This window comes from Mariprofundus sp. EBB-1 (assembly GCF_003665155.1).
In the GTDB taxonomy this organism is placed as follows: domain Bacteria; phylum Pseudomonadota; class Zetaproteobacteria; order Mariprofundales; family Mariprofundaceae; genus Mariprofundus.
The window spans coordinates 1-22,051 of record NZ_RCFQ01000001.1 but is presented as its reverse complement, the minus strand read 5'-3'; the positions used below and the strand labels follow the sequence as shown (position 1 = coordinate 22,051).

Genomic DNA, 22,051 nt, shown 5'->3' with positions numbered 1-22,051 from the left:
TAGCCTAAAAAAAACTCTCTTTCACAGTAATGATATCTCCGGCCAACACACTATTTTCCAGTTTTGTATCTTGCGGTTTTTTACTCTTATTAGATTCATGCTGCACAACCACATTGCTCTTTGATGCTCTCTCAGTAAACCCACCAGCCAGAGACACAGCCATTCTGACTGTCATGCCGGGCTTATAAGCATATTTCCCAGGCGATTCCACTTCCCCATTAATAAAAAAGAAACTCTGCTCAACGGCAACAATATCGCCGGGGAGAATGCGTGCATTCAGTTTTACTTTCTGCTCAACATTATCACGAATCACAAATACCTTATCTTCATCAGCGTTATCATTAAATCCACCAGCCAATGAAATAGCCTTGCGTACCGTCAACCCCTGTTGATAAGGATAAGAGCCGGGCTTTCTTATCTCACCGTTCACATAAAAGGGCCGATGTTCTTCAATGCGTACACGCACCTGAGGATTGACCAGATAACCATCTTGTAATTTACGGGTTATTTCGTCATCTAATTGGTCAACACTTTTACCCTTAGCAACAAGTAGTCCAAGAAAAGGGAACTTAAATGAGCCAGCTCCACCCAAACGCACCTCTACATCCATCTCTTCACCATAGACATTAATAGATATTTTATCGCCGGAATCCAACAAATATTCTGTTTCAGCCAGTGCTGCAGTTAAGCCAACAAAGTTCAATATGATTGTCATACATATAATGGTAGTCCAATTATTCAATGTCACTCCATCCCATCAGGTTCTTCTTCCTGATATTGATCTTCTCAACAGACAAAAGAAGCATGACTGATTTACAGCCATGCTTCCAGTAGTCTGTTAGTACCAATTAGATAAACCTTTGTATTAAAGCTTACCCATCAATGAAATCCCGTACACATTACTCTTATAACTGGAGTTCGCCGCACTGGAATTATTATTCGTATAATCATAAGAAGCAGACACATTCAACCATCTGACAATTTGATAAGCAATGGACAGACCTGCTGTAGTACGGTCATCCTGACGAGGAACAGCCAAGCCTATATATTTGCTCTTAGCGAAACCCACGCTAGCAGTATGTGATAGTTTGCTGTTCCAATCATGATTCCAGCCTAGTTTTACGTTTTGAGCCTCGATATGACTGCCTGAGCCATCGGCTTCATTGATCGTCGATTCGGTCGACAGATCAAATATTGAATAACTCTCCGGCGCCCAATTCATACCCAACTCCCAACTAAAGGAGCCCGAGTTAGGACCATTGAGCAGGGAATCATCAAAACTCTTGACCATATAACCTAAGCGCAATTTACCCGATGTTTTAGCAGTCGCTTCCCAATCCAAACCACCGAAATAACGCTGCTCTTTACTGTCCAGGTTAGTAGTTGCTGAGAATGTTTTATAGTCTACTTTCTTGTATCTGGCTTCTACGACAGCCTTAGTCTTCTGCATAATGGGCAAAAAGAAGCTTAGTCCGCCCCCCATGTTATCGAGATCCCGATCTGCCGTTCTGAACCGGTTATTTTCATAACGCTTCGCGGAGTAATCTCCTTTGAGCTCAACACGACTACGTATACCATAAGCGATCATTGCAGATGCAGATGCTGTATGGAATTTATCCGGCTCAATCACTGCCGTTGCAGGCCTACCAGTAAAGGTAGAGCCACGCGGATCACTCGATTTAAGATAACCAGCCTGCAGAGAGGTCTGTAAGCGACGGCTCAAATCAGCACTCACATTCAATTGCGCATCATGCGTGAGATAATTATCTGCACTACTACTGTGGTAAATACCATCATCCAACTGATACGATAGAGAAGAAAGATGCGTATCGCTTTCAGATTTCAATTCAAGCCTAGGCGAGATAACGGTAATCAGACTCTTGGTCTTAATAGCCTCTGCCGAGAAAATATTATCATTGTATTTCTCATCGATCTTGATGCTTGGAATAAGCTCAACGCCACCTGATTTCAAACTAAAACCATCATCTGATGAGGCGGCATCTGATTTATCAAAGCCATCATCAGGTGAAGTAACGACTGGTGCCGGAGCAATTGCACCGAATGGCTCAGGTACAACTACAGGTTCAACTACAGGTTCAACTACTGCGACAGGCGCAGGCATAGCAACAGGTTCAACAACGACCGGCTCAACTACTGCAACAGGTTCGGGCACAGCTACAGGTTCTGCAATAACAACCGGTGCGGGTGCGGCATCTATGCCAAACAAGGAGTGATGCGCCCAGGCTTCGGTGTTGTTGATATTCACAAGCACCCAGTCACCTTCCTGCTTCAGTGCAAATACTTTGGTTCCCTTCTTTAATCTAAACAATACATTTGAACTGGTATTGGCTTCGCTTCTGATATTACCAATATTTACGGTGACTGGCAGAATGCTATTTTCAACAGCCAAACCAGGTTGAGCAAATGATGTCAGTGTAGTTAAACACATCAACGCCGCTATTATAAATTGTTTCTTCATTTCTTTCTCCACACACACACACACACAGATTTACTTGCCAAAATTTTGGCGCATCATACATTATTAACATATAAAAGACATAAAAAAATCATCCACTAGTGGATGAAATATATTTCTAATATCATTTATAGCAGAATATCCAATTTTAGCAAGTCACTTCCGTGACAAGCGCCACATTACACTGGGGAGGTGGGCCGCTCTTGCGCAGAAGGTGAATCCTGCTTGCGGGAGAGAAGCTTACACTCTCAACCCCCCCCTTTTTTCCGGTTATGCAAAAAGCAAACCTCATGGCCCTCGCCTGTACCTTCTGACTCGCTTGCTGCCTCTTAGCCCCTCAACTCATCACCAGTTACAAATCACTGCCTCTCTCATCTTACGCCCAGTTTTCAACACGCAACCCATCCACGCGGTTGAACTCCTTTTCATTGTTTGTGACCAGGATGAGCCCTTCACTGCGGGCATGCCCGGCAATATGAAGGTCATTCACACCAATAATTGCACCCTTACGCTCTAAATCTGCACGAATACTACCATAATGCGCGGCTGATTTTTCATCATAACTGAGCACTTCCAGCCGGGAAATAAAGTCTTCAACCTGATTCTGGTTATGTTCTTGCCGCTCGCTCTTCTCAACACCATGCAACAGCTCAGCAAGCGTGATAGAGCTGATACACATATGCCCCACATGTTCATTGAAGATATCCAGCAACACAACCGGGCGGCGCTTGATGACGTAAATCACAATATTGGTATCAAGCATGTATTTAAGCATTCAGAATGCTTCCCTGTCCGGCTGCTGCTGTGAAGGCCGCTCCACCATAAAGTCATCACTCGCCCTGTCCGAAGACAAAAAGAAGCTATCCCAACTCTTATCAACAGGTGACAGAATTCTATCTTGTCCCACTACACGTACAGAGACTTTTTTAATCGTGTCTGGGAAACGGGTGTCCGCAGGCAAACGAACAGCCTGTGTCCGATTATTTACAAATACAGATCCAATAGACATGGCCGTCACCTCTCTTGTTTCGACAAAGCTAATGATACAAAAGCCCGTGTATATAGCAATGACATATACCTTTCACCACGAATTAGAATTCGTGACTATTTCTGCCCAAGCCAACGCCTCTGGCTGCGCCCGCACCTTCTGGCTCGCTTTTTGCCTTGTGGCCTTTCAACTCATCACCAGTTACAAATCACTGCCTTTAACTCTGTTCCGTGCCTTCCGTGGTTCATGTCTTTGACCTTATCTCTCAAAAGATGAATGCGACAAGGAGAAAATATTAACAAAAGGATTGGCGGGCGGGCGAACGGACGCTATATTGCGTAGATAGTATGAATATTTGCGCGACTTTACGCTTTCGAGGTGATATATGACTACCGTTCGCAAGACTATTACGCTAACCGGCCAGCAAGATGCCTGGGTCAAATCACAGATCGATGCAGGGCATTACACCAACGACAGCGAGTTTATCCGGGACCTCATCAGACGCGAACAAGAACGCAACGTCGAAATTGAGGCGATACGTGCAGCACTGGTGGCGGGCGAAGAGAGCGGCGAACCCAGGGTGTTTAACAGTGCGGCATTCAAGCAACGTATGCATACCACATATGGCTGAATATCGACTCACCCCTACCGCAGAACGCGACCTTGAGAACATCTGGCTCTACACTCGACAACAATGGAGTACTGAGCAGGCTGATCTCTATATCGAAATTTTAGCGAATGCATTCGCTGAACTTGCACAGGCACCGAAAACAGCACCTGGTTGTGACCATATCCGTAATGGCTATCGCCGCCTTAGTGTTGTGCGACATATGATCTATTTTCGTGTCACTCATTTCGGCATTACCATCGTTCGCATCTTACATGACCGAATGGATGCTCCACGTCACTTGTAGCCTCACTACTGCTTCCACCACTGCACCAGCCACGCTGACAACCATGTGATGTCAACGATCACCCTCACACGAAACCGCATCACCTAATCTCTTCCGTGGTTCATCCATTTAATCTTAAAACATCACCACCACGGAATACTCGGACCACAGAAGGTGAATGCGCTTGCGCAAAGAAGCTGCCCTGGGGCACTGAAGATATCAAAATGACTTCAACTGACATAATATATTTTTTCCGTGTATTCCGTGTATTCAGCGTCTTCCGTGGTTCATGCTTTTAACCTTAAAACCTCACCACCACCGAATACACCGATCACAGAAGGTGAATGGCGCGCGTGGCAGATCAGCTGAATCGCAAAGCGAGAGAATATCCCGTGGGGGAGAAGCTGCCCTGGGGTACGGAAGTAGACAAAGACATTAACTTATTCGCTGTTCTCTTTGACTGCTCCGGCACTTCCTCCGGCCACAATCCACCGTTAGTGAGTGCGTGACCCAGCTGGGGGATCATATATATCGATTAGCAAATATTTCCAGATAAGTAAGCGTAGCAATCAGTCCCCTTGCAAGCACAAATGCCTTATTGAGAATAGCTACCTGAATTTCCGGATCATCAGGGTATTCATGCGAAAAAGCATTCCGCATCTCCCTTAATATCAACCAATCATTGACAGATGGGATAGCTCCGATTTTTTCAAGCCGGTTCAGTTTATCCACAAATGCATCAAGCGACCCCTGCTCTTTAGTCAGTTCTAATACAGCAGAAAATAACTTCGCACCCATCGCATCCTGAAGTCTGGAAAATCGCGAAGCAAACTGATCCAGTACAGCAAGCTGTATATCAGACACCCCATCAAGTGATTCCACAGTGAAAGGCAGGCACGCTTCCAGTTCATTCATTGACCACTGCAAACGGTCGGCGTGTCTCCGACAAATCTTTAATGTTTCAACGTACGTAACCACAGCACTCATAACAATCGTTCTCCTGTTTCCCTGGCAAGTTGATAAACAGGTAAATTCTTCTTGCAACGAGTACGGCGTAACACCACATCAATTTTCTGATCACCCAGCTGCCGGTGGACTTCACTCAGGAAGTGTAACTTCGCATCTACAATCGCTGCTGCATCCTGAATAGAAGGCTCAATATAAAGATCTATATCTCCTCCTTTTTGGTGATCATCCACACGAGAGCCAAATAACCACACACGGGCACTACGGCCAAAGAATCTCAGGGATTCAGTACGAATGCATGATAATTGATAATCTGTAATCCGCATGACAACGACAACCTCCTACTATTCTGCTGGGCTTACCAGACACGAAATACTAGAACCATAAACACTGCCCTTGAATTACGCCAGCGTATGAGTCACAGGGGCCAACAAGACTATGGACTAAGCTTAGCTTCTGTCTACACTTCTACAGTCAGTCGCCTCCAGATGCAAAAAAACACCGACCAACTCTATAGACTATTTTCCGTGTATTCAGTGTCTTCCGTGGTTTATGCCTTTGACCTTACAACATCACCACTACGGAATACTCGAACCACAGAAGGTGAATGCGCTTGCGCAAAGAAACTGCCCTGGGGTACGGAAAAAAGCAAAACTATGTCTAAAAGTATTCAGCGTATGAGCCCCCTGCTCGTAACTCCACCGCTCGCCGTATCCACAAATCACACACAATATTATAGACTATTTTCTGTGTATTCTGTGTGTTCCGTGGTTATTGCCTTTGACCTTAGAATCTCACCACCACAGAATACTCGGAAGACACGGAAGTAGACAAAGACATTAACTTATTCGCTGTAATATGTAGCTGTTCTAACACTGGATCTGCCCGGAGGAACCATCACATCACTTGCATATAAATTCCGTGCATTCTGTGTCTTCCGTGGTTCAGCCCTTGACCTGACAGTATATAAAATCAATCACTTGTTTTGGGTTCTTCGTGCCTATGCCGTTTTCTTCTATCAGCATAACCGAAACTCAACATTGATAGCTTAGAGATCAACAGATGAGGAAGACTATAGATACAAGCGAGTCTCATATTTACAGCGACGTCCTCCAACCCTTCAAACGTGGGCAAAAGAACAAATGCCACAAACCATGAGACGAGAATAAAAAGCGTTTCCACAGAATGAATACTGAGCTGTCTTCTCATATGCCCAACGAACAGGCTTAGAATAATCCAAGCCAGCGCAATGGAGGTCAGCATCAACAGATAAGCACTCCATATTTCAACAGTTAAGACTGTATTATAGGCAAAGGCCAGACAAAAAATAACCAGATACAACAGACCATGTTGCATGGCGAGAACACGCTTATTATAGGTTTTAAAAATAATGAGCAGAATCACACAAACGATGGGCAATAATAAAGCGGCAAGCAGCCACTCACCCATAAAAAAGATAGGCAACAGATAAAAAGCCAAGGCAATATTTGGCATAATTGCACCAACAGCATGCCATACGCGCAATAATCGTTGATGCTGTTCATGCTCAAGTTTAAGAAAGAACTTGGACAGCGAAAGCATATTAGGTACAAACTTCCATGGGTTGTTTGCGAGATAAATGATAAACCTGTAGAAAAAAGCAGTGACTATGCATGCAGTAAGCAGTTGCCAATATTCCGGCACTTTAAATTTCAATGCCAACAAAGCGAAAAAACAGAACGTAAACATTAACATATATACGATGGACACAGCCTGATTCTGAGAAACACCCGTATCAAGCAAGCGATGATGCAGATGTGTCTTGTCCGGTGCAAAAGGACTTGTTCCTTTCACTATGCGCACCGTCATCACTATCAGCGTATCAAGCAGAGGAACCGCAAGTATCAAAGCAATCGTAATAGGATATGCCTGAAACGGTACTGTTGAATTGGCCAGGCTCAAAGCAATGCAAGCACAGGTGTATCCAATCATCAGACTGCCAACATCCCCCATGAAAAGGCGTGCAGGAAAGGAGTTATATGCCAGAAAACCAATCAAGGATCCAGCCAAAGCCAAAGCAATCACCAGCGTACCATGCTGACCGCTTTTATATGCAAGAATGGAGAAGAAGAGTAAGGAGATCACCGCCATTCCGCCTGCCAAACCATCAAGACCATCGGAGAGATTCATGGCATTAATAAGCCCTACAATACAGAATATTGAGATGATAAATGAGAATACACCGAAGTTGATTTCTCCAAAACCGAGCACATTCCCTATGCCGGGCAGTTCAACGCCGGAAATAGCCACAAATGCGACAGCAGCAAGAATTTCACCGACAAATTTTATCCGATGAGACATAGGATTGAGATCATCAAGCAGGCCGGTCACAACAATAATGAGCAAGCCTGTTAAAAAACCATAGGTAAACCTGTCAAAGGGTAAATAGAAAGAGGCCGCAATCAACATACTCAGGCAGATGCCAACGCCACCTAAGCGTGGCGTTATAGCAGCGTGTACGGAGCGATGATTAGGGGTATCCACAGCTCCTAGCCTGAAAGCCATAGACATCGATAGAGGGGTCAGAAACACTGAAAGAATCACTGCCAGCGCCAGCACGAACCATCCGGTGGATAATACACTGGCATAATGCGGCAGCCTAAGTATAAACTCAGCCCATTGCGTGGTGATCACTTCCATATAGTGTAAATACCTGTTGCCCAGTAAAAGTTGAGTTGATTATAGACGATAATTTAAAATATGCGAACAGTAGTCTTTTCCAATATGAAGTACCTCTGAAACCTCAGCTCATCTGTTCATTCAACTGAAACACTTAGCCGAATGGATGAAAAAAGGCTTAAAACGTTTACATCCTCAAGACTGCTATGGTTGGACTAAGTCGGGCTGAACTGAGCCTGTAAGCATTATAGCTGTTTGAAATATTTACACAGTTGGATTTACAGGCTCTAACCGATTGGATGCGCCACCACGTCACTTGTGGCCTCGCCGCTTCTCACCATCTCAGAAGGTGAATTGAGTTTACTCAAGAGAAGCTCCCCTGGGGGACATCCAGCATCTCACGTTCACACTGCCCTTCACTTAGTCCTAAATCTCTGCCTCCCCCTCTTGCGCCCAGGAAAAAACTAGAAAATAAAGATCCTAAGTCCTTTATAGCTGAAAATCCTAGATGGCACTTAGATATTTTCTAATTCGTGACTATTCGTGGCTAGGCCTGTGAATAGCGCTTTTCATCTAACATCTCATACGGTGAATTGAGTTTACTCAAAAGAAGCTCCCCCTGGGGGACAGCTCACTTGTTGCATTGCAATACCTAGCCCTCGGCAGTTCCAAACTAAAGAACTGACCCTAGGCATTCACATTTTAAACCATTAGCCACGAATTTCACTAATGCACACGGATTTAAAATCTTTATTCGTGCTCATTCGTCCCCCAGGGGATATTCTCTGCAGTAAACTGCATTCACCTTCTTTCACGAATCTACACGAATTTAGAACCATCCAGTTGTGCCCTTTTCTAGCCTCACTTCTAACATCTCACGGCCTCTCTCTCACCGCCCTTCCCTCAGTCCTTAGTCCTGAAGTTAACTCAGTCCTGTGTTTTAAAAAACTGCGGCAACTTGCTGAGGTTTTTCCAGACCAGCGCCCAGACACCACCAACCCCGTTCCCTTTGAGTGCCCGGTAATCCTCTTTCGACTTGCGGATGATATTGTTCACTGGGCGATTGCTCTCGCCACCCAGACGCATCTTTACCATCACATGAGGGATATGCACATCGAACCTTTGCGCGCCTCGGAAAGCGCAGCATGCAGTCGTAATCGGCGGCATACGAATGAGGTATCGAATCCGCAGTACTGTTCGTGAGAGTCAAGCCTGACACCTAAATTATCAATGCTTGAGGTTGCGATAGAAGTTTTCGTGAGTCCCAACCAACAACAGTGTACGTGTTGCCGGGTCAAACTCATAGGCCAGAAGAAATAGTTGACCTACGCACTTGAATTTATGCACATAGATGCCAGCCAGATCACCTTTTTTCTGTTCGCCAATAACCGGATTCAGAACTATATCAGTGACGGCTTGATCAATTGCATCCTTTTGATTGTTATGAAGTTTTTTATAGGCGCGTAAAAATGCATTGGTCTGCAGAACAACTATATCAGTCACGTAAAGAACCGGGCTTGAATGTGGTGAGTTGGCTACGGTCTTCCATTCTTGCGATCAACATCTCACGGACAAACTCAACAGGTAAGTCGGGATTATCCAACGCTGCTTTACCAATCTTTGCCCAGAATTCAAGCTGGCCTGCGATAGTGCGGCATTCGCCCTTGGAAACGCTTTTTGCCTGCTCATACAGGTTGTCATCGATGCGTACTGGCATGCTCATAATTCACCTCGTTTGCTACAATCGTAGTGAAGTGTAACTTATCTGTAATTAATGAACAAGGTGATGCCGGATACGGCAGAGAGGGTGCCCTGGGGTACAAGGTGAATCCCCCGGGGCACGTCTGTCATCTCACGTCTCACGTCTCACTGCTTCTTAATAAACTTTGGCAGCTAGCAGTGATTCTTTTCCCACTCCCAGGCATGAGATACGATCGACTTCAGATCATTATATTGTGGCTCCCAACCCAGTTCTGAACGGGCCAGAGTTGCATCTGCCACCAGTACGGCCGGATCCCCTGCCCTGCGTGCGCCCTCAATAATGGTAATCTCTTTTCCTGTAACGTCACGGCAGACATCGATCACCTGCTGTACAGAGAAACCATTGCCGTTACCGAGATTGAAACGACCGCTCTTACCATCGTTCTGCAACTGCTTAATCGCCAGCCAGTGCGCCTCACAGAGATCGTTCACGTGAATATAGTCGCGAATACAAGTGCCATCCTCTGTATCATAATCACGCCCGAATACCGTGATCGCATCACGCTTGCCAGATGCTGCCTGCAGCACTAGCGGAATAAGGTGGGTTTCCGGATCATGACGTTCACCCAGTTCTCCTTCGGGATCAGCTCCGGCTGCATTGAAGTAACGCAGGCAGACCGACTTCAGACCATAAGCACGGTCATAATCTTCCAGCATCTGCTCCACCATCTGTTTGCTGTGTCCGTAGGGATTGATCGGGGCTTTCGGATGTTTCTCGTCTATCGGCGTGTATTCAGGTTCTCCGAAGATGGCGGCTGTGGATGAAAAAATGAATTGCTTCACACCATGTTTAATCATGGCATCCAGAAGATTCTGAGTATTGCTGACATTGTTACGATAATATTTGGCCGGGTCAGTGACCGACTCACCCACCATAATACTGGATGCAAAATGCATCACCACATCATAGTTATTTTCAGCAAACAACTGATCTAGCATTGCTACATTGGCTAGATCACCCTCGATGAGCTGACCTGCTGCAAGCACTGCATCAGCATGCCCTGAACTAAGGTTATCAAGCACAGTGATATTACACCCTTTCTCGCCTAGAGCCTTAACCATATGCGAACCAATGTAGCCAGCTCCACCAACAACAAGAATATTCATCACGACTTCCCCGACAACTTCTGACGCATCACCTTCAAAAGAAACAATGGACTGGAAACAAAGTTCCTTCGCCACAGTCGCCTTGGTTCCTGTAATAGCCTTGGCAGCCACTCTAACCCTAGCTTCTGAAATACAGGGTGTGATCGTTTTACATTACCCACATAAAAATCAAAAACTGCGCCTATTGCCCCGGCAAACTTCACATCCAGCTTGCCAATATTGTCATGAATCCATTTTTCCTGTTTCGGTGCTGTCATACCCACCCAGAGTACATCCGGCTTGGCCTGATTGATTGCAGCGATCATGGCTGCATTCTCTTCTTCGCTGAATTCCGGTTTGTATGGCGGAGAGTAGGTTCCAGCCACTGTTACATTAGGGAAATCTTCTGCCATTTTGACTTTGATTTTTTCCAATGTCTCTTCACTGGCCCCGAGAAAAAAACAGCTGGCTCCACCTGATTCATTCAGAGATTTGCTCAACCCAAGGAACACATCAGTTCCTGTCACCCGTTCACAAATAGACCCACCAAGTATTTTCGAGGCCAATAAAATCCCACTACCATCAGGGGTAACCATATCCGCTTCTCGAATCACCTGGCTGAATGCCGGATCGCTATCCGCGACCACGAGCGAATGAGGATTGGCGCAGACAAAATAACGCCCCCTCTCCCCACTATCGATCCAATCACAGATTTGATTCAGATGCTCTGTAAGAGAGGCTACTGAAACTGAATAACCAATAATATTTTCTGTGGTGATTCCCACTCAAATAACCTCGCGCCGTCTGGATATGGCTTGCTCATAAATGTTAATCAACAATCCATGGTTGGTTTCCGCCGTATACTCCTTATCGAATATGGCACGGGCTTTTTTTCCCATCCGCTCCAGCTTCGTTTGATCAAGCCAAGCTGAACGTACTGAACGAAGCAGATCATCAGTACTTCCTGGCTCAAAAAACACACCATTTTCGTCATCTCGCACCAGACTGGCCATTGAACCCAATCGGGATGCTGCAACTGGAACCCCAAGAGCAAAGGCCTCACGTATCACCATGGGAAACCCTTCAAACCAAATAGAAGGCACTACCAATAATTTTGCATTGGCTAACTTACGTTGTGCTTTCTCAAACGGAATTTGTCCAAGGAAATGAATGTTCGAAGATTTGGAAGCGAGGTCTTTCAACATTTCTGATTGAGGCCCATCGCCAATAATTTCCAGTTCCGGGGCTGAATCACCCCATTGGGACCATGCATCAATCAGGTATCGGACACCCTTTTCTTCACCCAACCTGCCAATAAAAACCACCTTGTCTCTTCGCTTACCCCAAGGCTCAGGTTGCGGTGGATCAGCATAAAATTGTGGTTTCACATGTACTTTTTCTGATGGAAGACCTGCATTTACCATTGTATCCCGCTGGAACCCCGTTAGAGAGATAAAGGCGTCCACCTGATTATCCCATGTTCCTATAGCACGATGTAGAGCGATTGATGCCGCCAAAGGAAGTGTTGCCATTCGGCTACCCCGGTAACATCCATATTTCATTGCTGGCATAACACTCCGCTGATCAAGACAAAGCGTGCAGGACTGCCCTTCCCGCAAAGGAATCCCTGCTGCACAAAATAGACGGTAGTTGTGCAGAGTCAGCACAGACGCGGTATTTGTACTCTGAGCAGCATAATAAATTGAAGGTGAGAGCATAGGGAATGAATTATGCACATGCATCACATCAGGCTTTTCACGCTTGAGAACTTTTTGAAGGTCACGGGCAGAAAAAGGACTCCAGGGGACACTTGCAGCACCTTTCAACATGCCCCATACACCCTGTCCTCTGATTTCATCGCTGTGACGGGCGTATTCAACCACCTCATGCCCATAGTCTCTTAGCAGAGATTTCTCAGCTTCAAAGACCATATTCTCACCGCTTGGAGCTTCCGACCCATAGAAGTTATGGACAAGTAAGATTTTCATTTTTCGGGTGAATCAGTCGAAGCAGTGGCTGTTTTTGGGATTGCCCTTGCTGGCACGCCAACAGCGACATGGTCATCTGGGATATCAATAAGAACGACAGCATTTGCACCTATGCTAACGTTGTTGCCAATTCTTATTTTCCCCAGAATCTTTGCGCCTGCACCAATATCAACATTATCACCAATGACTGGCACATCATCATCGGCCTGCCTATTACCTATAGTCACGCCATGACGCATCGTGCAGTTGCGGCCAATGGTCACTAGTGGATTTAGAACAATTCCACCAAAATGATAAATCCTTAGTCCGGGACCAATTTCACATCCCCGAGGGATCGTAATCCCAATGAATACAGTAGATAAGAAAAATACAGGTAGAAAAATAAGATTACATACAAACCTCAATGGTGAGAAAGTAATCGCACGAATTGATTTCCCAAGGCGATACAAGAACACAACCCAAATAGAAGGTTCACTGATATCAATAAATGAGCCTTTTTTGTAACGTGTCAGATCTGCTTTAAAGTCACCCATCATCGAACGATTTACATCAACAGAAATTGGCATGCCGCTAGCCTCTCGCATATAATAATCGGTCGTTGGCAGTATTCATTTTGGTTCTACTCGCACTATAAGCAAGACCAAGTGATGCAAAGTGCATGTTCCCAAAGAATGCCGCATACATAACAATATTGTCCGTAAACATGAATAGGAGAAACAGTATAAATGCCGAGCTACCCAAGTAAAACAAGGTGCTCTTGTCCCCTGAATATTTTTTAGCCTTTTTGTATGAATCTATAGCTTGAACTGACAGACAAGTAAGAAATACTAGTAGTCCTAAAATACCATAATCAAACAAGATTCTAACATAATCGTTATGAGGGTGGGTCATTTTTGTAAAACTTAAAAGGAATGTCTCAGAAGCATTGGCTCCGTGGCCCAATAGAGGCTTTTTGTCAATTTCATACATCATCATATCCCACATATAAGTTCGACCACTGGTGTTAATATCAGAGCTACCTGAAAACACATCAGAAATGGTTCCATGACCAGTATAAAACATCCTTTGCTGAAATCTGTCGGTATAAAATACAGCTGTGCCTATAGCCAGAATTAAACATGCAATAACGATTCGTTTTCTCTTACCCAATGGAGCAAGCGTAAGAGGAAGACTTATGAGGGCAACAAACATCGCGGCCCTTGTGTAGGCTAACAGTGGAATCAATGGAGTCACCCCCCACCAATAAATCATTTTTTTTTCACCCGCCACATATTTTACAATAAAAAATGCTGCTAAAAATGAAGCAAAGGTTACTTCTGCAGCGGCATGTCCGAAAGTAGCCATATTTCCCGTCAGCAAGAAACCAGTTTTTAAAGCAATAACCAAAAGAAGGGTTACACCTAAATATTTAATGGATGAAAAAAACCATCGCACTTCATTTCTACTAACCGGTTTAGAAGCAATCGCCATCCCGACCAAGATAGGACATATAAGCATCAAACTTCTTTGGAGCGCATTGGGATCTTCACTAACTAACACATAAATCAAAACAACCAATATCCACGGAAACCAAATTCGAATTGGGAAAAAGGTTTTCCCCCGAGATATGATTATCTGAAGCAGCGAAAGGACTACACAAATAACCCACGCAAGACCACTCAACTGTATTCCTGCGATATTAACATCGCCGAACACCAGAGCCATTCCCGTAGTCATAACCACAACCCATAACATTGGGAATCGTTTCAATATATTAAGAGACATTTTCTATCTCAGCATTTAACTCATACATATTAGTGAAAATCATTCTCCAAATACTTGATAGTCTTTTTTGGAGGAAAAGAAGAAAATAAAAATTGTCTGAAATAATCTCCTGAAAAACATTTCCATGCCCTGTAAAATAACCGTGTTGAATACGCTATGCCTGAAAGACCTTTGCAATGCTTAACCCTCAACATTTGTCCCTCTCTCTCAAAAACATCCTGGATATTAGTGCTTTTGGTATCCTCGTGTAGCCGGATAGCGGCTGTGCATTGACGTAAGTTCAGTGATTTCCCTTGCTGCAACACTATTCGATACCATAGGTCATGATCCATAACTCCTGCCAATGAAACGTCTATCAATCCATCAGAGCCCAGAAAACTTCTTTTCCAGAACGTACCCGGCTGATCAATATATATGAGTCCGCGCTCTGCAAACCATTCAGTCTGCCTTGGCACGGAGTGCCAAGCCAAAAACTCATTCTTTGGACCTATTCGTATGCAATCTGCGGTAAGAAGAGCCAGATCAGGATTATCCGTCCATGCTTGAGCTGCGGTAAGGAGTGAGCCAGGCATCAACAAGTCATCACTGTTTATCCATGTGACAATATCACCTTCAGCAAGTCTCAAGCCTTTGTTGATCGCATCACTTTGCCCCTCATCCTTTTCACTGACCCAATAATCGATGTCATCGGAATATTGCTTGATGATGTTAACACTATCGTCTGTACTACCGCCATCCATGATAATGAACTGCAGGTTTGGGTATTTTTGATTAATCACTGATTGAATTGTTTGAGACAGGAACGATGCCTGATTGTACGAGGGTGTGATAACAGTGATTTTTGGGAAGTGATTCATATTATTTGTAACTATCCATGTTTACTGATTTGTTTATCATCTCTTGATACAAAGCCAAATACCCCGATGCCATCAGATCAGTGGTAAATTTCTCATTGATCCGTTTAATAGCGTTTTCCCTAACCTTTGAACATTGAGCAGGGTCATTGAATATCTGTTTTATTTTTATTGCCAGTTCTGCAGCGCTTATGCTTTCTTTAACAAGAAAACCGCTATCCCCGTCCTCGATGATCTCTGCCACTCCGCCAACGGCTGTAGCCAGAACAGGGGTTCCACAAGCCATCGCTTCCGCAACAACCAAGCCAAAAGTATCAGCTTTGGTTGGATAGACCAATAAATCGGCAGCCGCATAATAGTCCCTAAGCACAGACACATCATTTATGTGGCCAACTGATAACACCTGGGAGGAGGATGTTAATGAAACATCCAGATCGCTGCTGCCACCTATGATAACAACTTTAAGGTCAGACATATCACGCAGTTCTTTTAAAGCCGACACAACCAATGATATATTCTTGAACGGGTTATTAATTCCCCCTGCTGCAGAGCAAAGAAGAATTTTAGAGGACGAATCAAGGCCCAGCCTACTTCTGGCCTCTTGTTTAGGAACAGGGTAGAAAATGTCTTTGTTAATACCATTGTTTATGGTCACAAGCTTTCCTGGCCAAATGCCAGAGCGACTAACTCTATTGGCTGTCCAGGAAGAAACTGCTGCCAATATAACGCCATCCGCCGCCAGTTTTCTATAAATTCCTTGTCGTAAGAGCCAATTCTTCCTTGTCGTATCTCGAATCAATGGGACCATGGAACCTAAATCTGGACACTTCCCACAACCGGATGTGAATTTTTCACAGCCTAAGGTGTACACGCAATGACCAGTATATGCCCATTCGTCATGTATAGTCCAAATGATAGGTGCTATTTCTGAAAGAGTCTCAAGAAGAGACAAGGGAAACCACCCTCCATGAATATTATGGATGTGAAAAATATCTGCCTTGGTTTCTAATAGTGTATTGAGCATTCCGCTTAGGCCAAATGCACGGGTATCTCCTAAGAGTTGGTTACGCAATACTGAGAGCTTATTTACTAACTTGGCAGGCAGATCAGCTTTACTTCCTACTCCCAAATATTTGCTACTTGGCAAAGTTGGTCTTGCACAACATGCAAAAGCAATATGGCCAGCTCTGGTTTGAGAAGCGATGAGTTCATTCATAATCATCGCAGCTCCACCACCCGAATCTGTAAAATTAATATGCACAATAGTAAGCTGATTCATAAATGCGTTTTAACCATTGAGGCAATCAATAACTCATACTGATTAATAATGTTTTTTGGAGAAAAGGCTTCTTCCAATCTGGCTGAATTAAATTTCTGATAAAGTGATTTATTTTGCCATTGTTGATACAAGGCACCTATCGCATTTGAAATTTCATCCGATGATTTGCAATCAGCAGCAATTCCACCACCATATTCATGCAGGTAATCTGCAACCGTACTTTCCCTAGGAGAAACAGCCAACATCGGCTTTCCTAATTGAACATAGTCGATAAATTTTGAAGGTAAAAAAATACCTTCTTCTGTGGGAGCCTCAACAATTAGCAACACATTACACTCTTCAAGGTTTTGCTGACACATTTCGTAGCCCAATGACCCCAGTAGTTCAATATTTTTCTCCAGCCCATTATTTCTGGCATTTTCAATTTCACCAGTCGAATCACGTCCGATAAAGATAAACTTTATAGGCTCAGAGTTATCAACCTTACCAAGGAACTTTTTAAATCCTCGCAAAAAACTCTTGGGACACCTCTCAGATGTGATATTTCCAGCATAAGCAATTGTAAACCCATCAGCTTTGATCTGACCGGCATTTCGAGCCTGATTAAATGCAACATGAGGAATCATCGAACTTTTATTGACAAAGTTCGCCCCAAGGTACTGGTTCATATATCGCCCTTGCCTTTCGGAAGGGAAGGTTATCCATGAAGCAGACTTTACCACAGCCTTTAAAAACCTCTCATGCCAAAACCCAAGTGACTCACAAGGCCCTTTTCCATAAGGTGGTGGCATTTTGGATGGATCATTCCAATTTGCAATCCATGGTGTGCCAGTTTCCTTCGATAAAGCCATAGCAGGAAGGTGAGCTGCGTCCGGCTGAGATCTTGACAAAATAAGGTCATAATGAACTTTCCCATGCAGTGCCTTAGCTTTTTGATAGGCATGTAGTCCCCATCGACAACCTAAAATCGGATAACCAAGCGTTACCCCACCCCACAGAGTTTCAATCAATCGTTTAAGCCTTCCTCCATGAGGGTAACTGACTTCAAACGTATGTTTTCTTAGAGACTCCCATGGATATTCCCATCGTTCGCCATATTTATAATCGGTGATATCAGCCATTCGGCGGGAAACAATATCTACATGCCATCCGTGCTCAATAAATGCCAAAGCTAGTTTTGCATTCACGATGGCTTCCGGGTTCACCAATGGAACAAATGCCGAGGCAATCATCAATATACGCGGCTTCCTCCCCTCCCCTTCATGCAATCGTTCAATCTGTGTGGTTGCTTGGGATCTCATTCCTTATCCTCAAAAATTGTAAACATTTTTTTAATTATCCTATTCCTATATCTCGACCGAACAATGGAACATACTTAGTTGATTCTGATAAGTGCACAAACTTCTCTGCAATCCAATTACTGAAGAGGCTTGTCGCAACTTCGTTTCTTCAAATCAAATCTTTCTGGCAATAATTACCAGCTCATAGCTCCCAGAGATATGTGGTTCAACAGCCTGCTGAGCGCCAAGAATCCTATTGAATAATCTATTCAAGCGGTGATTAACGAGACTTGATAGGGATTGAGGCTCAGCGCCCCTTACAACACATGGCTGATCGCGTGTCCAAACCTGCTCTAATATCAAACCACATTTATAGAGCAACCTACTCAGAGTTGATACTGAGAAATAATTGACGTGCTCAAAATCAACTCTAAAACCTACCCAAGTTGGGCCAAAATCATTGACTTCCCCACCATTTGGAAGCGCCAATAACAGTCTACCATCCTTAACCAAGCGATTAGACATACTCTCAATAAATTCAATGGGGTTAAGCAGATGTTCAACCAAATGAAAAGCACTAATAATATCAAACTTCAAGTCTTTTGGAGGCTGGTTAAATACAGGGATATTTAAACTAGATAAATATTTTTGAGCATGTATATCCAATTCCACACCAGAAACATTAGCTTTTGCAAACCGAGCTAATTGCAAAAAATATCCATAGGCACAACCAACATCCATCAATGACTTTCCTTTAATCCCACCTGTCGATTCGAGAATTTTAATATAGGGATTCGTGGACACATCTCTGAAACATCGAAATGAAGAGAGTCCTCTCGAAGAAAACCCTTTAAATGATCCATAATCACTATAAAATTCCTCGAGTTTAGCAGATGATGGAACCTGTGCTAGGTACATCATCCCACATACATGACAACAGGAAACATCCATTTTATCTGGTCGCCGCACAAAATGCATAGGATCATCATTGTCGCAAACTGGGCATGGGCGCATATCAAGACCCGAAGAACCCCAATCCGTTAATTTTCCGGCATTCACACTTGAGGGCAAAGGTGGAAGAGTAATAATATCAGTCATTTCCAAACCTCTTTCATTTATTAAACTCCCCGTCATTTAAAGTCATATTAATACTTGATACCGTATTTAAGCAAAGCATGCGTTTCTTTTTGAAGGTGGGTGCGCAATTCATTCTTTTCATAATCGGATAGTTTATTTATCTTAGCTTTCCCTATTATTAACTTCTTCATCAACCATATTATGGGAGAAAAAAACTGCCTGACTAAATAATAATATTTAAAATTCATGAAATTGACTTTAATCGCCAAGCTTCTGATAAAATCAGACAGCGAAAAGTTATATCCAGCGTAGCAATAACGATCAGATTTTTTCTTTGAATTCCGATCACCTAATTTAATGTTTGACACTGGCGTTGATATTTGAAGGAGATGACAGACATCGTCAAGCTCACCCTCAATAATATCTTCAAATTTTTTAATAAATATACGATCACTATGAAAATGGCTTTCAAGTTCATTCAACAGTTTTTTATAGTGGTATATATGCATCTTTGGATCGTTCTTCGCAATATCACAAAACGTATTTCTTTCTAGCGAAAATTCACGGTAACGCTCGACATAACAGGAAAACAATGCGCTTACCGGTTCCCTTACTGTCAGAAGGATTTCATAGTCAAAATCTTTTAATATTAATGCAAGGTTCCTGAGTTTATTTTGCCAGCTACCATCATCATCCGTGACTGTTATTATTTCTTCCGAGAAAAGAAGTGAGCACCCCTTATTTATGTGTTCTGCAATGTCAGACCTAATTGATGCACAATTGCCAGTTTTAATAGCATGAAAGAACTCAATATATAAATCACTCTGATCTCCAAACCTTGGTTGATTTAGGCCTGCATAATGCAAACAATTATTATTGAACAATGGAAACAAATCAGCTTGTAAAGTAGTAGTTGCCGTCTTCGGCAATCCAATATGAACAAAAATCTTTGGCATTCCTTCCCTCGTTAACGAACGTCTATTTTCAGATGTGAACTTACAGTATTTTTTGTTCATTATAGAGCAACTCTCATAATCCGCGGGTAATTATATTGTAAAAATCATACTTTTCACCAAGGGCTGCTGATCCTTCTCTTGATAAATGCCCCACATCTCTATATATATAATTAGAATCTAAATGTGTTTTGCATATTTCATTATCGCAAAGAAATTCCTCTAGTCTAATCACGCGATATTCTTTCTCTATAACCGTCAGGAATTCATACACTTTGATCCGGTTCTCAGCAATTGCTTCTTCTTGATAATTGCACTCATCTAAATTTAGGTCTCTCCAATCAGCAAGTGCCAAACATCGGCCAAGGTTATATCCATTAGCTGGTGGCGGTGAAAAAATGATTGGATTAAGTCCCATTGACTTCAATTCATCTAAAGTCTTTTTAAACTCCACGATTACTTGGTCAATTTTTACCCTTTCTATTTTTCCATTGCGAAATAAAAGTTTATTATGGGCTCCAATGTATTGGGTAAAAGGTGATGATAGAACAACGTATTGGACTGTATTATTTGTCTTTAGCCAATCACGGACTTTGCCATTAAACTCTAAACAGCCATTAGCCCATTTTTTTGTGCATATTGAATTAATTTGAGCAATATCAAAAAATGGACCACACATACTTTTGGTCATCTGAATTATTTTAGCATCTGGATTTGATGCTATTATTCCTTGCGTCAAATGCATAGCAAACGAGTCACCCCAAATTAGCACTTCTGGATTATCGCTAGTTCTGCAATCAGGTGATAATGTGAATGAATCCACGCATGTATCACTTAATCCATCATTCACTTCCAGCTTCTTCTGTATAGCACCTGTCGTTAGTTTGCCCTGATTACTTCTTCCATCAAAACCATTTGTCATATGCCCAGTTAGGCCAATAATAATGAATAGAGCGGTCCCGACTGTCGAAAAAGTAAAAACTGCCTTTCTACTAAATCTATTCTTTTGTCTGAATGGCTTTTCAACAAACCTCCAACTCAGATAAGCAAGCGGCAATGAAAGTGCTGCCATGACAGCGAGAGACAATTCACTAGGCTCAGTCAAACTTCTGTGGCGAGCAAATGTCAATAACGGCTGATGCCATAGGTATGCGCTATAACTGATTAGCCCAATGGCAACAAATGGTTTTGTACTGAGTAATCGTCCAACCAATGTTTGAGACGATGCAAAGATAATAATTAACCCTGCTCCTATGGTTGGAATCAATGCATAAAGACTTGGGAAAGGAACAGTTTCATCAAATTCAAAAACTGAGTACCCAATCATTAACAGACCGATAAATGCTAATGCCTCGTCAATAGATTGGTGGGACAAAAGCGTTCGCATTTCTCGTTTGCGATAGAGGAAATAGAAAGCAATAGCCGCACCTATTGCGAGCTCCCAGCCTCTAGTTGGCAACAAATAAAAGGTGGCGCTTGGGCTACTATACGCTCCCCATTGTGCAACGGAGAGACTAATAATTGCCACCACCATGAAAGAACTTAGAATCCAACGCTTTCGAAAACGCCACATCAGCATCAGAAACAGTGGGAAAAGAACATAATACTGTTCTTCGACTGCTAGGCTCCAAGTATGCAGGAGAGGTTTTAACTCACTTGCTGTTTCCCAATAGCCTGTTTCCTGCCAAAAAAGAATGTTTGATGCAAAGGATGAAACAGCAACCAGACTCTGAGAAAAATCCTTCATATCAGCTGGTAAAAGCAATGCCCATGCGAAGGGTAGTGAAACTAGCATCACTAAAAATAACGCCGGCAGAATTCGTCTGGCCCTTCGTTCGTAGAAATTGATTAGAGAAAATGTACCCTGTTCTTTTTCAGAAAGAATGATTGTCGTAATCAAGTACCCACTTATTACAAAGAATACATCAACACCGACAAATCCGCCGCTGAAGTACTCAAATCCAGCATGGAAAAAAATTACGGGGATGACAGCGATAGCTCTTAGACCATCAATTTCTGAACGATACT

General features: G+C 43.2%; 23 protein-coding genes. 2 read left to right on the top strand and 21 right to left on the bottom strand.

Annotation, left to right across the window (positions count from 1 at the left end; all coding sequences use genetic code 11):
- Positions 1 to 4 precede the first annotated feature (4 nt).
- From D8Y20_RS00115 to vapB, 4 genes are all read right to left on the bottom strand, one after another.
- Positions 5 to 715: a polysaccharide biosynthesis/export family protein gene (locus tag D8Y20_RS00115; RefSeq protein ID WP_121540999.1), complete on the bottom strand. Its 711-nt coding sequence runs from the start codon at positions 713 to 715 to the stop codon at positions 5 to 7.
- A 150-nt stretch (positions 716 to 865) separates the two neighbouring features.
- Positions 866 to 2,479 (bottom strand): outer membrane beta-barrel protein, encoded by a 1,614-nt coding sequence (locus D8Y20_RS00110; RefSeq protein ID WP_121540998.1) that lies wholly within the window; start codon positions 2,477 to 2,479, stop codon positions 866 to 868.
- A gap of 373 nt (positions 2,480 to 2,852) precedes the next feature.
- Positions 2,853 to 3,251, bottom strand: a complete 399-nt coding sequence (locus tag D8Y20_RS00105) for a type II toxin-antitoxin system VapC family toxin (protein ID WP_121540997.1) — start codon at positions 3,249 to 3,251, stop codon at positions 2,853 to 2,855.
- The gene (gene vapB, locus D8Y20_RS00100) at positions 3,252 to 3,485 is read right to left on the bottom strand and encodes a type II toxin-antitoxin system VapB family antitoxin (RefSeq protein WP_121540996.1); all 234 of its coding nucleotides are present in this window, start codon (positions 3,483 to 3,485) and stop codon (positions 3,252 to 3,254) included.
- 364 nt (positions 3,486 to 3,849) lie between these two features.
- Between vapB and D8Y20_RS00095 the strand changes: the two genes are divergently transcribed.
- Positions 3,850 to 4,095, top strand: a complete 246-nt coding sequence (locus D8Y20_RS00095) for a type II toxin-antitoxin system ParD family antitoxin (RefSeq protein WP_121540995.1) — start codon at positions 3,850 to 3,852, stop codon at positions 4,093 to 4,095.
- Positions 4,088 to 4,378 carry a type II toxin-antitoxin system RelE/ParE family toxin gene (locus tag D8Y20_RS00090; protein WP_121540994.1) on the top strand — a complete coding sequence of 97 codons (291 nt, stop codon included), beginning with the start codon at positions 4,088 to 4,090 and terminating at the stop codon, positions 4,376 to 4,378. Before D8Y20_RS00095 ends, D8Y20_RS00090 begins: the two co-directional genes overlap by 8 nt.
- Positions 4,379 to 4,879: 501 nt before the next feature.
- Here D8Y20_RS00090 and D8Y20_RS00085 read toward each other — a convergent pair.
- The 17 genes from D8Y20_RS00085 to D8Y20_RS00005 form a co-directional block, all read right to left on the bottom strand.
- Positions 4,880 to 5,344, bottom strand: coding sequence for a hypothetical protein (locus D8Y20_RS00085; protein WP_121540993.1), 465 nt, complete (start codon positions 5,342 to 5,344; stop codon positions 4,880 to 4,882).
- Positions 5,341 to 5,649, bottom strand: coding sequence for a nucleotidyltransferase domain-containing protein (locus D8Y20_RS00080; protein ID WP_121540992.1), 309 nt, complete (start codon positions 5,647 to 5,649; stop codon positions 5,341 to 5,343). Before D8Y20_RS00080 ends, D8Y20_RS00085 begins: the two co-directional genes overlap by 4 nt.
- A gap of 646 nt (positions 5,650 to 6,295) precedes the next feature.
- The gene (locus D8Y20_RS00075; RefSeq protein ID WP_121540991.1) at positions 6,296 to 8,002 is read right to left on the bottom strand and encodes a glycosyltransferase family 4 protein; all 1,707 of its coding nucleotides are present in this window, start codon (positions 8,000 to 8,002) and stop codon (positions 6,296 to 6,298) included.
- A gap of 906 nt (positions 8,003 to 8,908) precedes the next feature.
- A complete protein-coding gene (locus tag D8Y20_RS13695) occupies positions 8,909 to 9,076 on the bottom strand; it encodes a hypothetical protein (protein WP_201265476.1) in 168 nt (55 codons plus the stop codon).
- A 132-nt stretch (positions 9,077 to 9,208) separates the two neighbouring features.
- Positions 9,209 to 9,484, bottom strand: a complete 276-nt coding sequence (locus tag D8Y20_RS00065; RefSeq protein ID WP_121540990.1) for a type II toxin-antitoxin system RelE/ParE family toxin — start codon at positions 9,482 to 9,484, stop codon at positions 9,209 to 9,211.
- Positions 9,477 to 9,704, bottom strand: a complete 228-nt coding sequence (locus tag D8Y20_RS00060) for a ParD-like family protein (protein WP_121540989.1) — start codon at positions 9,702 to 9,704, stop codon at positions 9,477 to 9,479. Before D8Y20_RS00060 ends, D8Y20_RS00065 begins: the two co-directional genes overlap by 8 nt.
- Positions 9,705 to 9,874: 170 nt before the next feature.
- Entirely contained in the window at positions 9,875 to 10,849 is a 975-nt protein-coding gene (gene galE, locus D8Y20_RS00055) for a UDP-glucose 4-epimerase GalE (RefSeq protein WP_121540988.1), read from the bottom strand.
- Positions 10,849 to 11,613 carry a WecB/TagA/CpsF family glycosyltransferase gene (locus D8Y20_RS00050; protein WP_121540987.1) on the bottom strand — a complete coding sequence of 255 codons (765 nt, stop codon included), beginning with the start codon at positions 11,611 to 11,613 and terminating at the stop codon, positions 10,849 to 10,851. The genes galE and D8Y20_RS00050 overlap by 1 nt, the downstream gene beginning before the upstream one ends.
- On the bottom strand, positions 11,614 to 12,759 hold the full coding sequence (locus D8Y20_RS00045) for a glycosyltransferase family 4 protein (RefSeq protein ID WP_236075151.1): 1,146 nt from the start codon (positions 12,757 to 12,759) through the stop codon (positions 11,614 to 11,616). It abuts the gene before it with no gap.
- A gap of 53 nt (positions 12,760 to 12,812) precedes the next feature.
- A complete protein-coding gene (locus tag D8Y20_RS00040) occupies positions 12,813 to 13,382 on the bottom strand; it encodes a serine O-acetyltransferase (RefSeq protein WP_121540985.1) in 570 nt (189 codons plus the stop codon).
- 4 nt (positions 13,383 to 13,386) lie between these two features.
- Positions 13,387 to 14,580, bottom strand: coding sequence for an O-antigen ligase (locus D8Y20_RS00035; protein WP_121540984.1), 1,194 nt, complete (start codon positions 14,578 to 14,580; stop codon positions 13,387 to 13,389).
- A gap of 29 nt (positions 14,581 to 14,609) precedes the next feature.
- A complete protein-coding gene (locus D8Y20_RS00030) occupies positions 14,610 to 15,437 on the bottom strand; it encodes a glycosyltransferase family 2 protein (protein ID WP_121540983.1) in 828 nt (275 codons plus the stop codon).
- Position 15,438: 1 nt separating this feature from the next.
- Positions 15,439 to 16,713: a glycosyltransferase gene (locus D8Y20_RS00025; RefSeq protein ID WP_121540982.1), complete on the bottom strand. Its 1,275-nt coding sequence runs from the start codon at positions 16,711 to 16,713 to the stop codon at positions 15,439 to 15,441.
- The gene (locus tag D8Y20_RS00020; RefSeq protein ID WP_121540981.1) at positions 16,710 to 18,014 is read right to left on the bottom strand and encodes a hypothetical protein; all 1,305 of its coding nucleotides are present in this window, start codon (positions 18,012 to 18,014) and stop codon (positions 16,710 to 16,712) included. The genes D8Y20_RS00025 and D8Y20_RS00020 overlap by 4 nt, the downstream gene beginning before the upstream one ends.
- A gap of 153 nt (positions 18,015 to 18,167) precedes the next feature.
- Positions 18,168 to 19,091, bottom strand: a complete 924-nt coding sequence (locus D8Y20_RS00015; RefSeq protein ID WP_161957541.1) for a class I SAM-dependent methyltransferase — start codon at positions 19,089 to 19,091, stop codon at positions 18,168 to 18,170.
- A 47-nt stretch (positions 19,092 to 19,138) separates the two neighbouring features.
- The gene (locus tag D8Y20_RS00010; RefSeq protein ID WP_147433996.1) at positions 19,139 to 20,026 is read right to left on the bottom strand and encodes a hypothetical protein; all 888 of its coding nucleotides are present in this window, start codon (positions 20,024 to 20,026) and stop codon (positions 19,139 to 19,141) included.
- A gap of 73 nt (positions 20,027 to 20,099) precedes the next feature.
- A partial coding sequence (locus tag D8Y20_RS00005; protein WP_147433995.1) for an acyltransferase family protein occupies positions 20,100 to 22,051 on the bottom strand: 1,952 nt, incomplete at its 5' end.

Coding starts and splice junctions, on each gene's coding strand:
- D8Y20_RS00025 (WP_121540982.1), bottom strand. CDS start 16,713: ATGAATCAGCTTACTATTGTGCATATTAATTTTACAGATTCGGGTGGT.
- galE (WP_121540988.1), bottom strand. CDS start 10,849: ATGAATATTCTTGTTGTTGGTGGAGCTGGCTACATTGGTTCGCATATG.
- D8Y20_RS00060 (WP_121540989.1), bottom strand. CDS start 9,704: ATGAGCATGCCAGTACGCATCGATGACAACCTGTATGAGCAGGCAAAA.
- D8Y20_RS13695 (WP_201265476.1), bottom strand. CDS start 9,076: ATGGTAAAGATGCGTCTGGGTGGCGAGAGCAATCGCCCAGTGAACAAT.
- D8Y20_RS00020 (WP_121540981.1), bottom strand. CDS start 18,014: ATGAGATCCCAAGCAACCACACAGATTGAACGATTGCATGAAGGGGAG.
- D8Y20_RS00115 (WP_121540999.1), bottom strand. CDS start 715: ATGACAATCATATTGAACTTTGTTGGCTTAACTGCAGCACTGGCTGAA.
- D8Y20_RS00015 (WP_161957541.1), bottom strand. CDS start 19,091: ATGACTGATATTATTACTCTTCCACCTTTGCCCTCAAGTGTGAATGCC.
- D8Y20_RS00110 (WP_121540998.1), bottom strand. CDS start 2,479: ATGAAGAAACAATTTATAATAGCGGCGTTGATGTGTTTAACTACACTG.
- vapB (WP_121540996.1), bottom strand. CDS start 3,485: ATGTCTATTGGATCTGTATTTGTAAATAATCGGACACAGGCTGTTCGT.
- D8Y20_RS00045 (WP_236075151.1), bottom strand. CDS start 12,759: ATGGTCTTTGAAGCTGAGAAATCTCTGCTAAGAGACTATGGGCATGAG.
- D8Y20_RS00105 (WP_121540997.1), bottom strand. CDS start 3,251: ATGCTTAAATACATGCTTGATACCAATATTGTGATTTACGTCATCAAG.
- D8Y20_RS00090 (WP_121540994.1), top strand. CDS start 4,088: ATGGCTGAATATCGACTCACCCCTACCGCAGAACGCGACCTTGAGAAC.
- D8Y20_RS00080 (WP_121540992.1), bottom strand. CDS start 5,649: ATGCGGATTACAGATTATCAATTATCATGCATTCGTACTGAATCCCTG.
- D8Y20_RS00085 (WP_121540993.1), bottom strand. CDS start 5,344: ATGAGTGCTGTGGTTACGTACGTTGAAACATTAAAGATTTGTCGGAGA.
- D8Y20_RS00095 (WP_121540995.1), top strand. CDS start 3,850: ATGACTACCGTTCGCAAGACTATTACGCTAACCGGCCAGCAAGATGCC.
- D8Y20_RS00040 (WP_121540985.1), bottom strand. CDS start 13,382: ATGCCAATTTCTGTTGATGTAAATCGTTCGATGATGGGTGACTTTAAA.
- D8Y20_RS00030 (WP_121540983.1), bottom strand. CDS start 15,437: ATGAATCACTTCCCAAAAATCACTGTTATCACACCCTCGTACAATCAG.
- D8Y20_RS00075 (WP_121540991.1), bottom strand. CDS start 8,002: ATGGAAGTGATCACCACGCAATGGGCTGAGTTTATACTTAGGCTGCCG.
- D8Y20_RS00035 (WP_121540984.1), bottom strand. CDS start 14,580: ATGTCTCTTAATATATTGAAACGATTCCCAATGTTATGGGTTGTGGTT.
- D8Y20_RS00010 (WP_147433996.1), bottom strand. CDS start 20,026: ATGCCAAAGATTTTTGTTCATATTGGATTGCCGAAGACGGCAACTACT.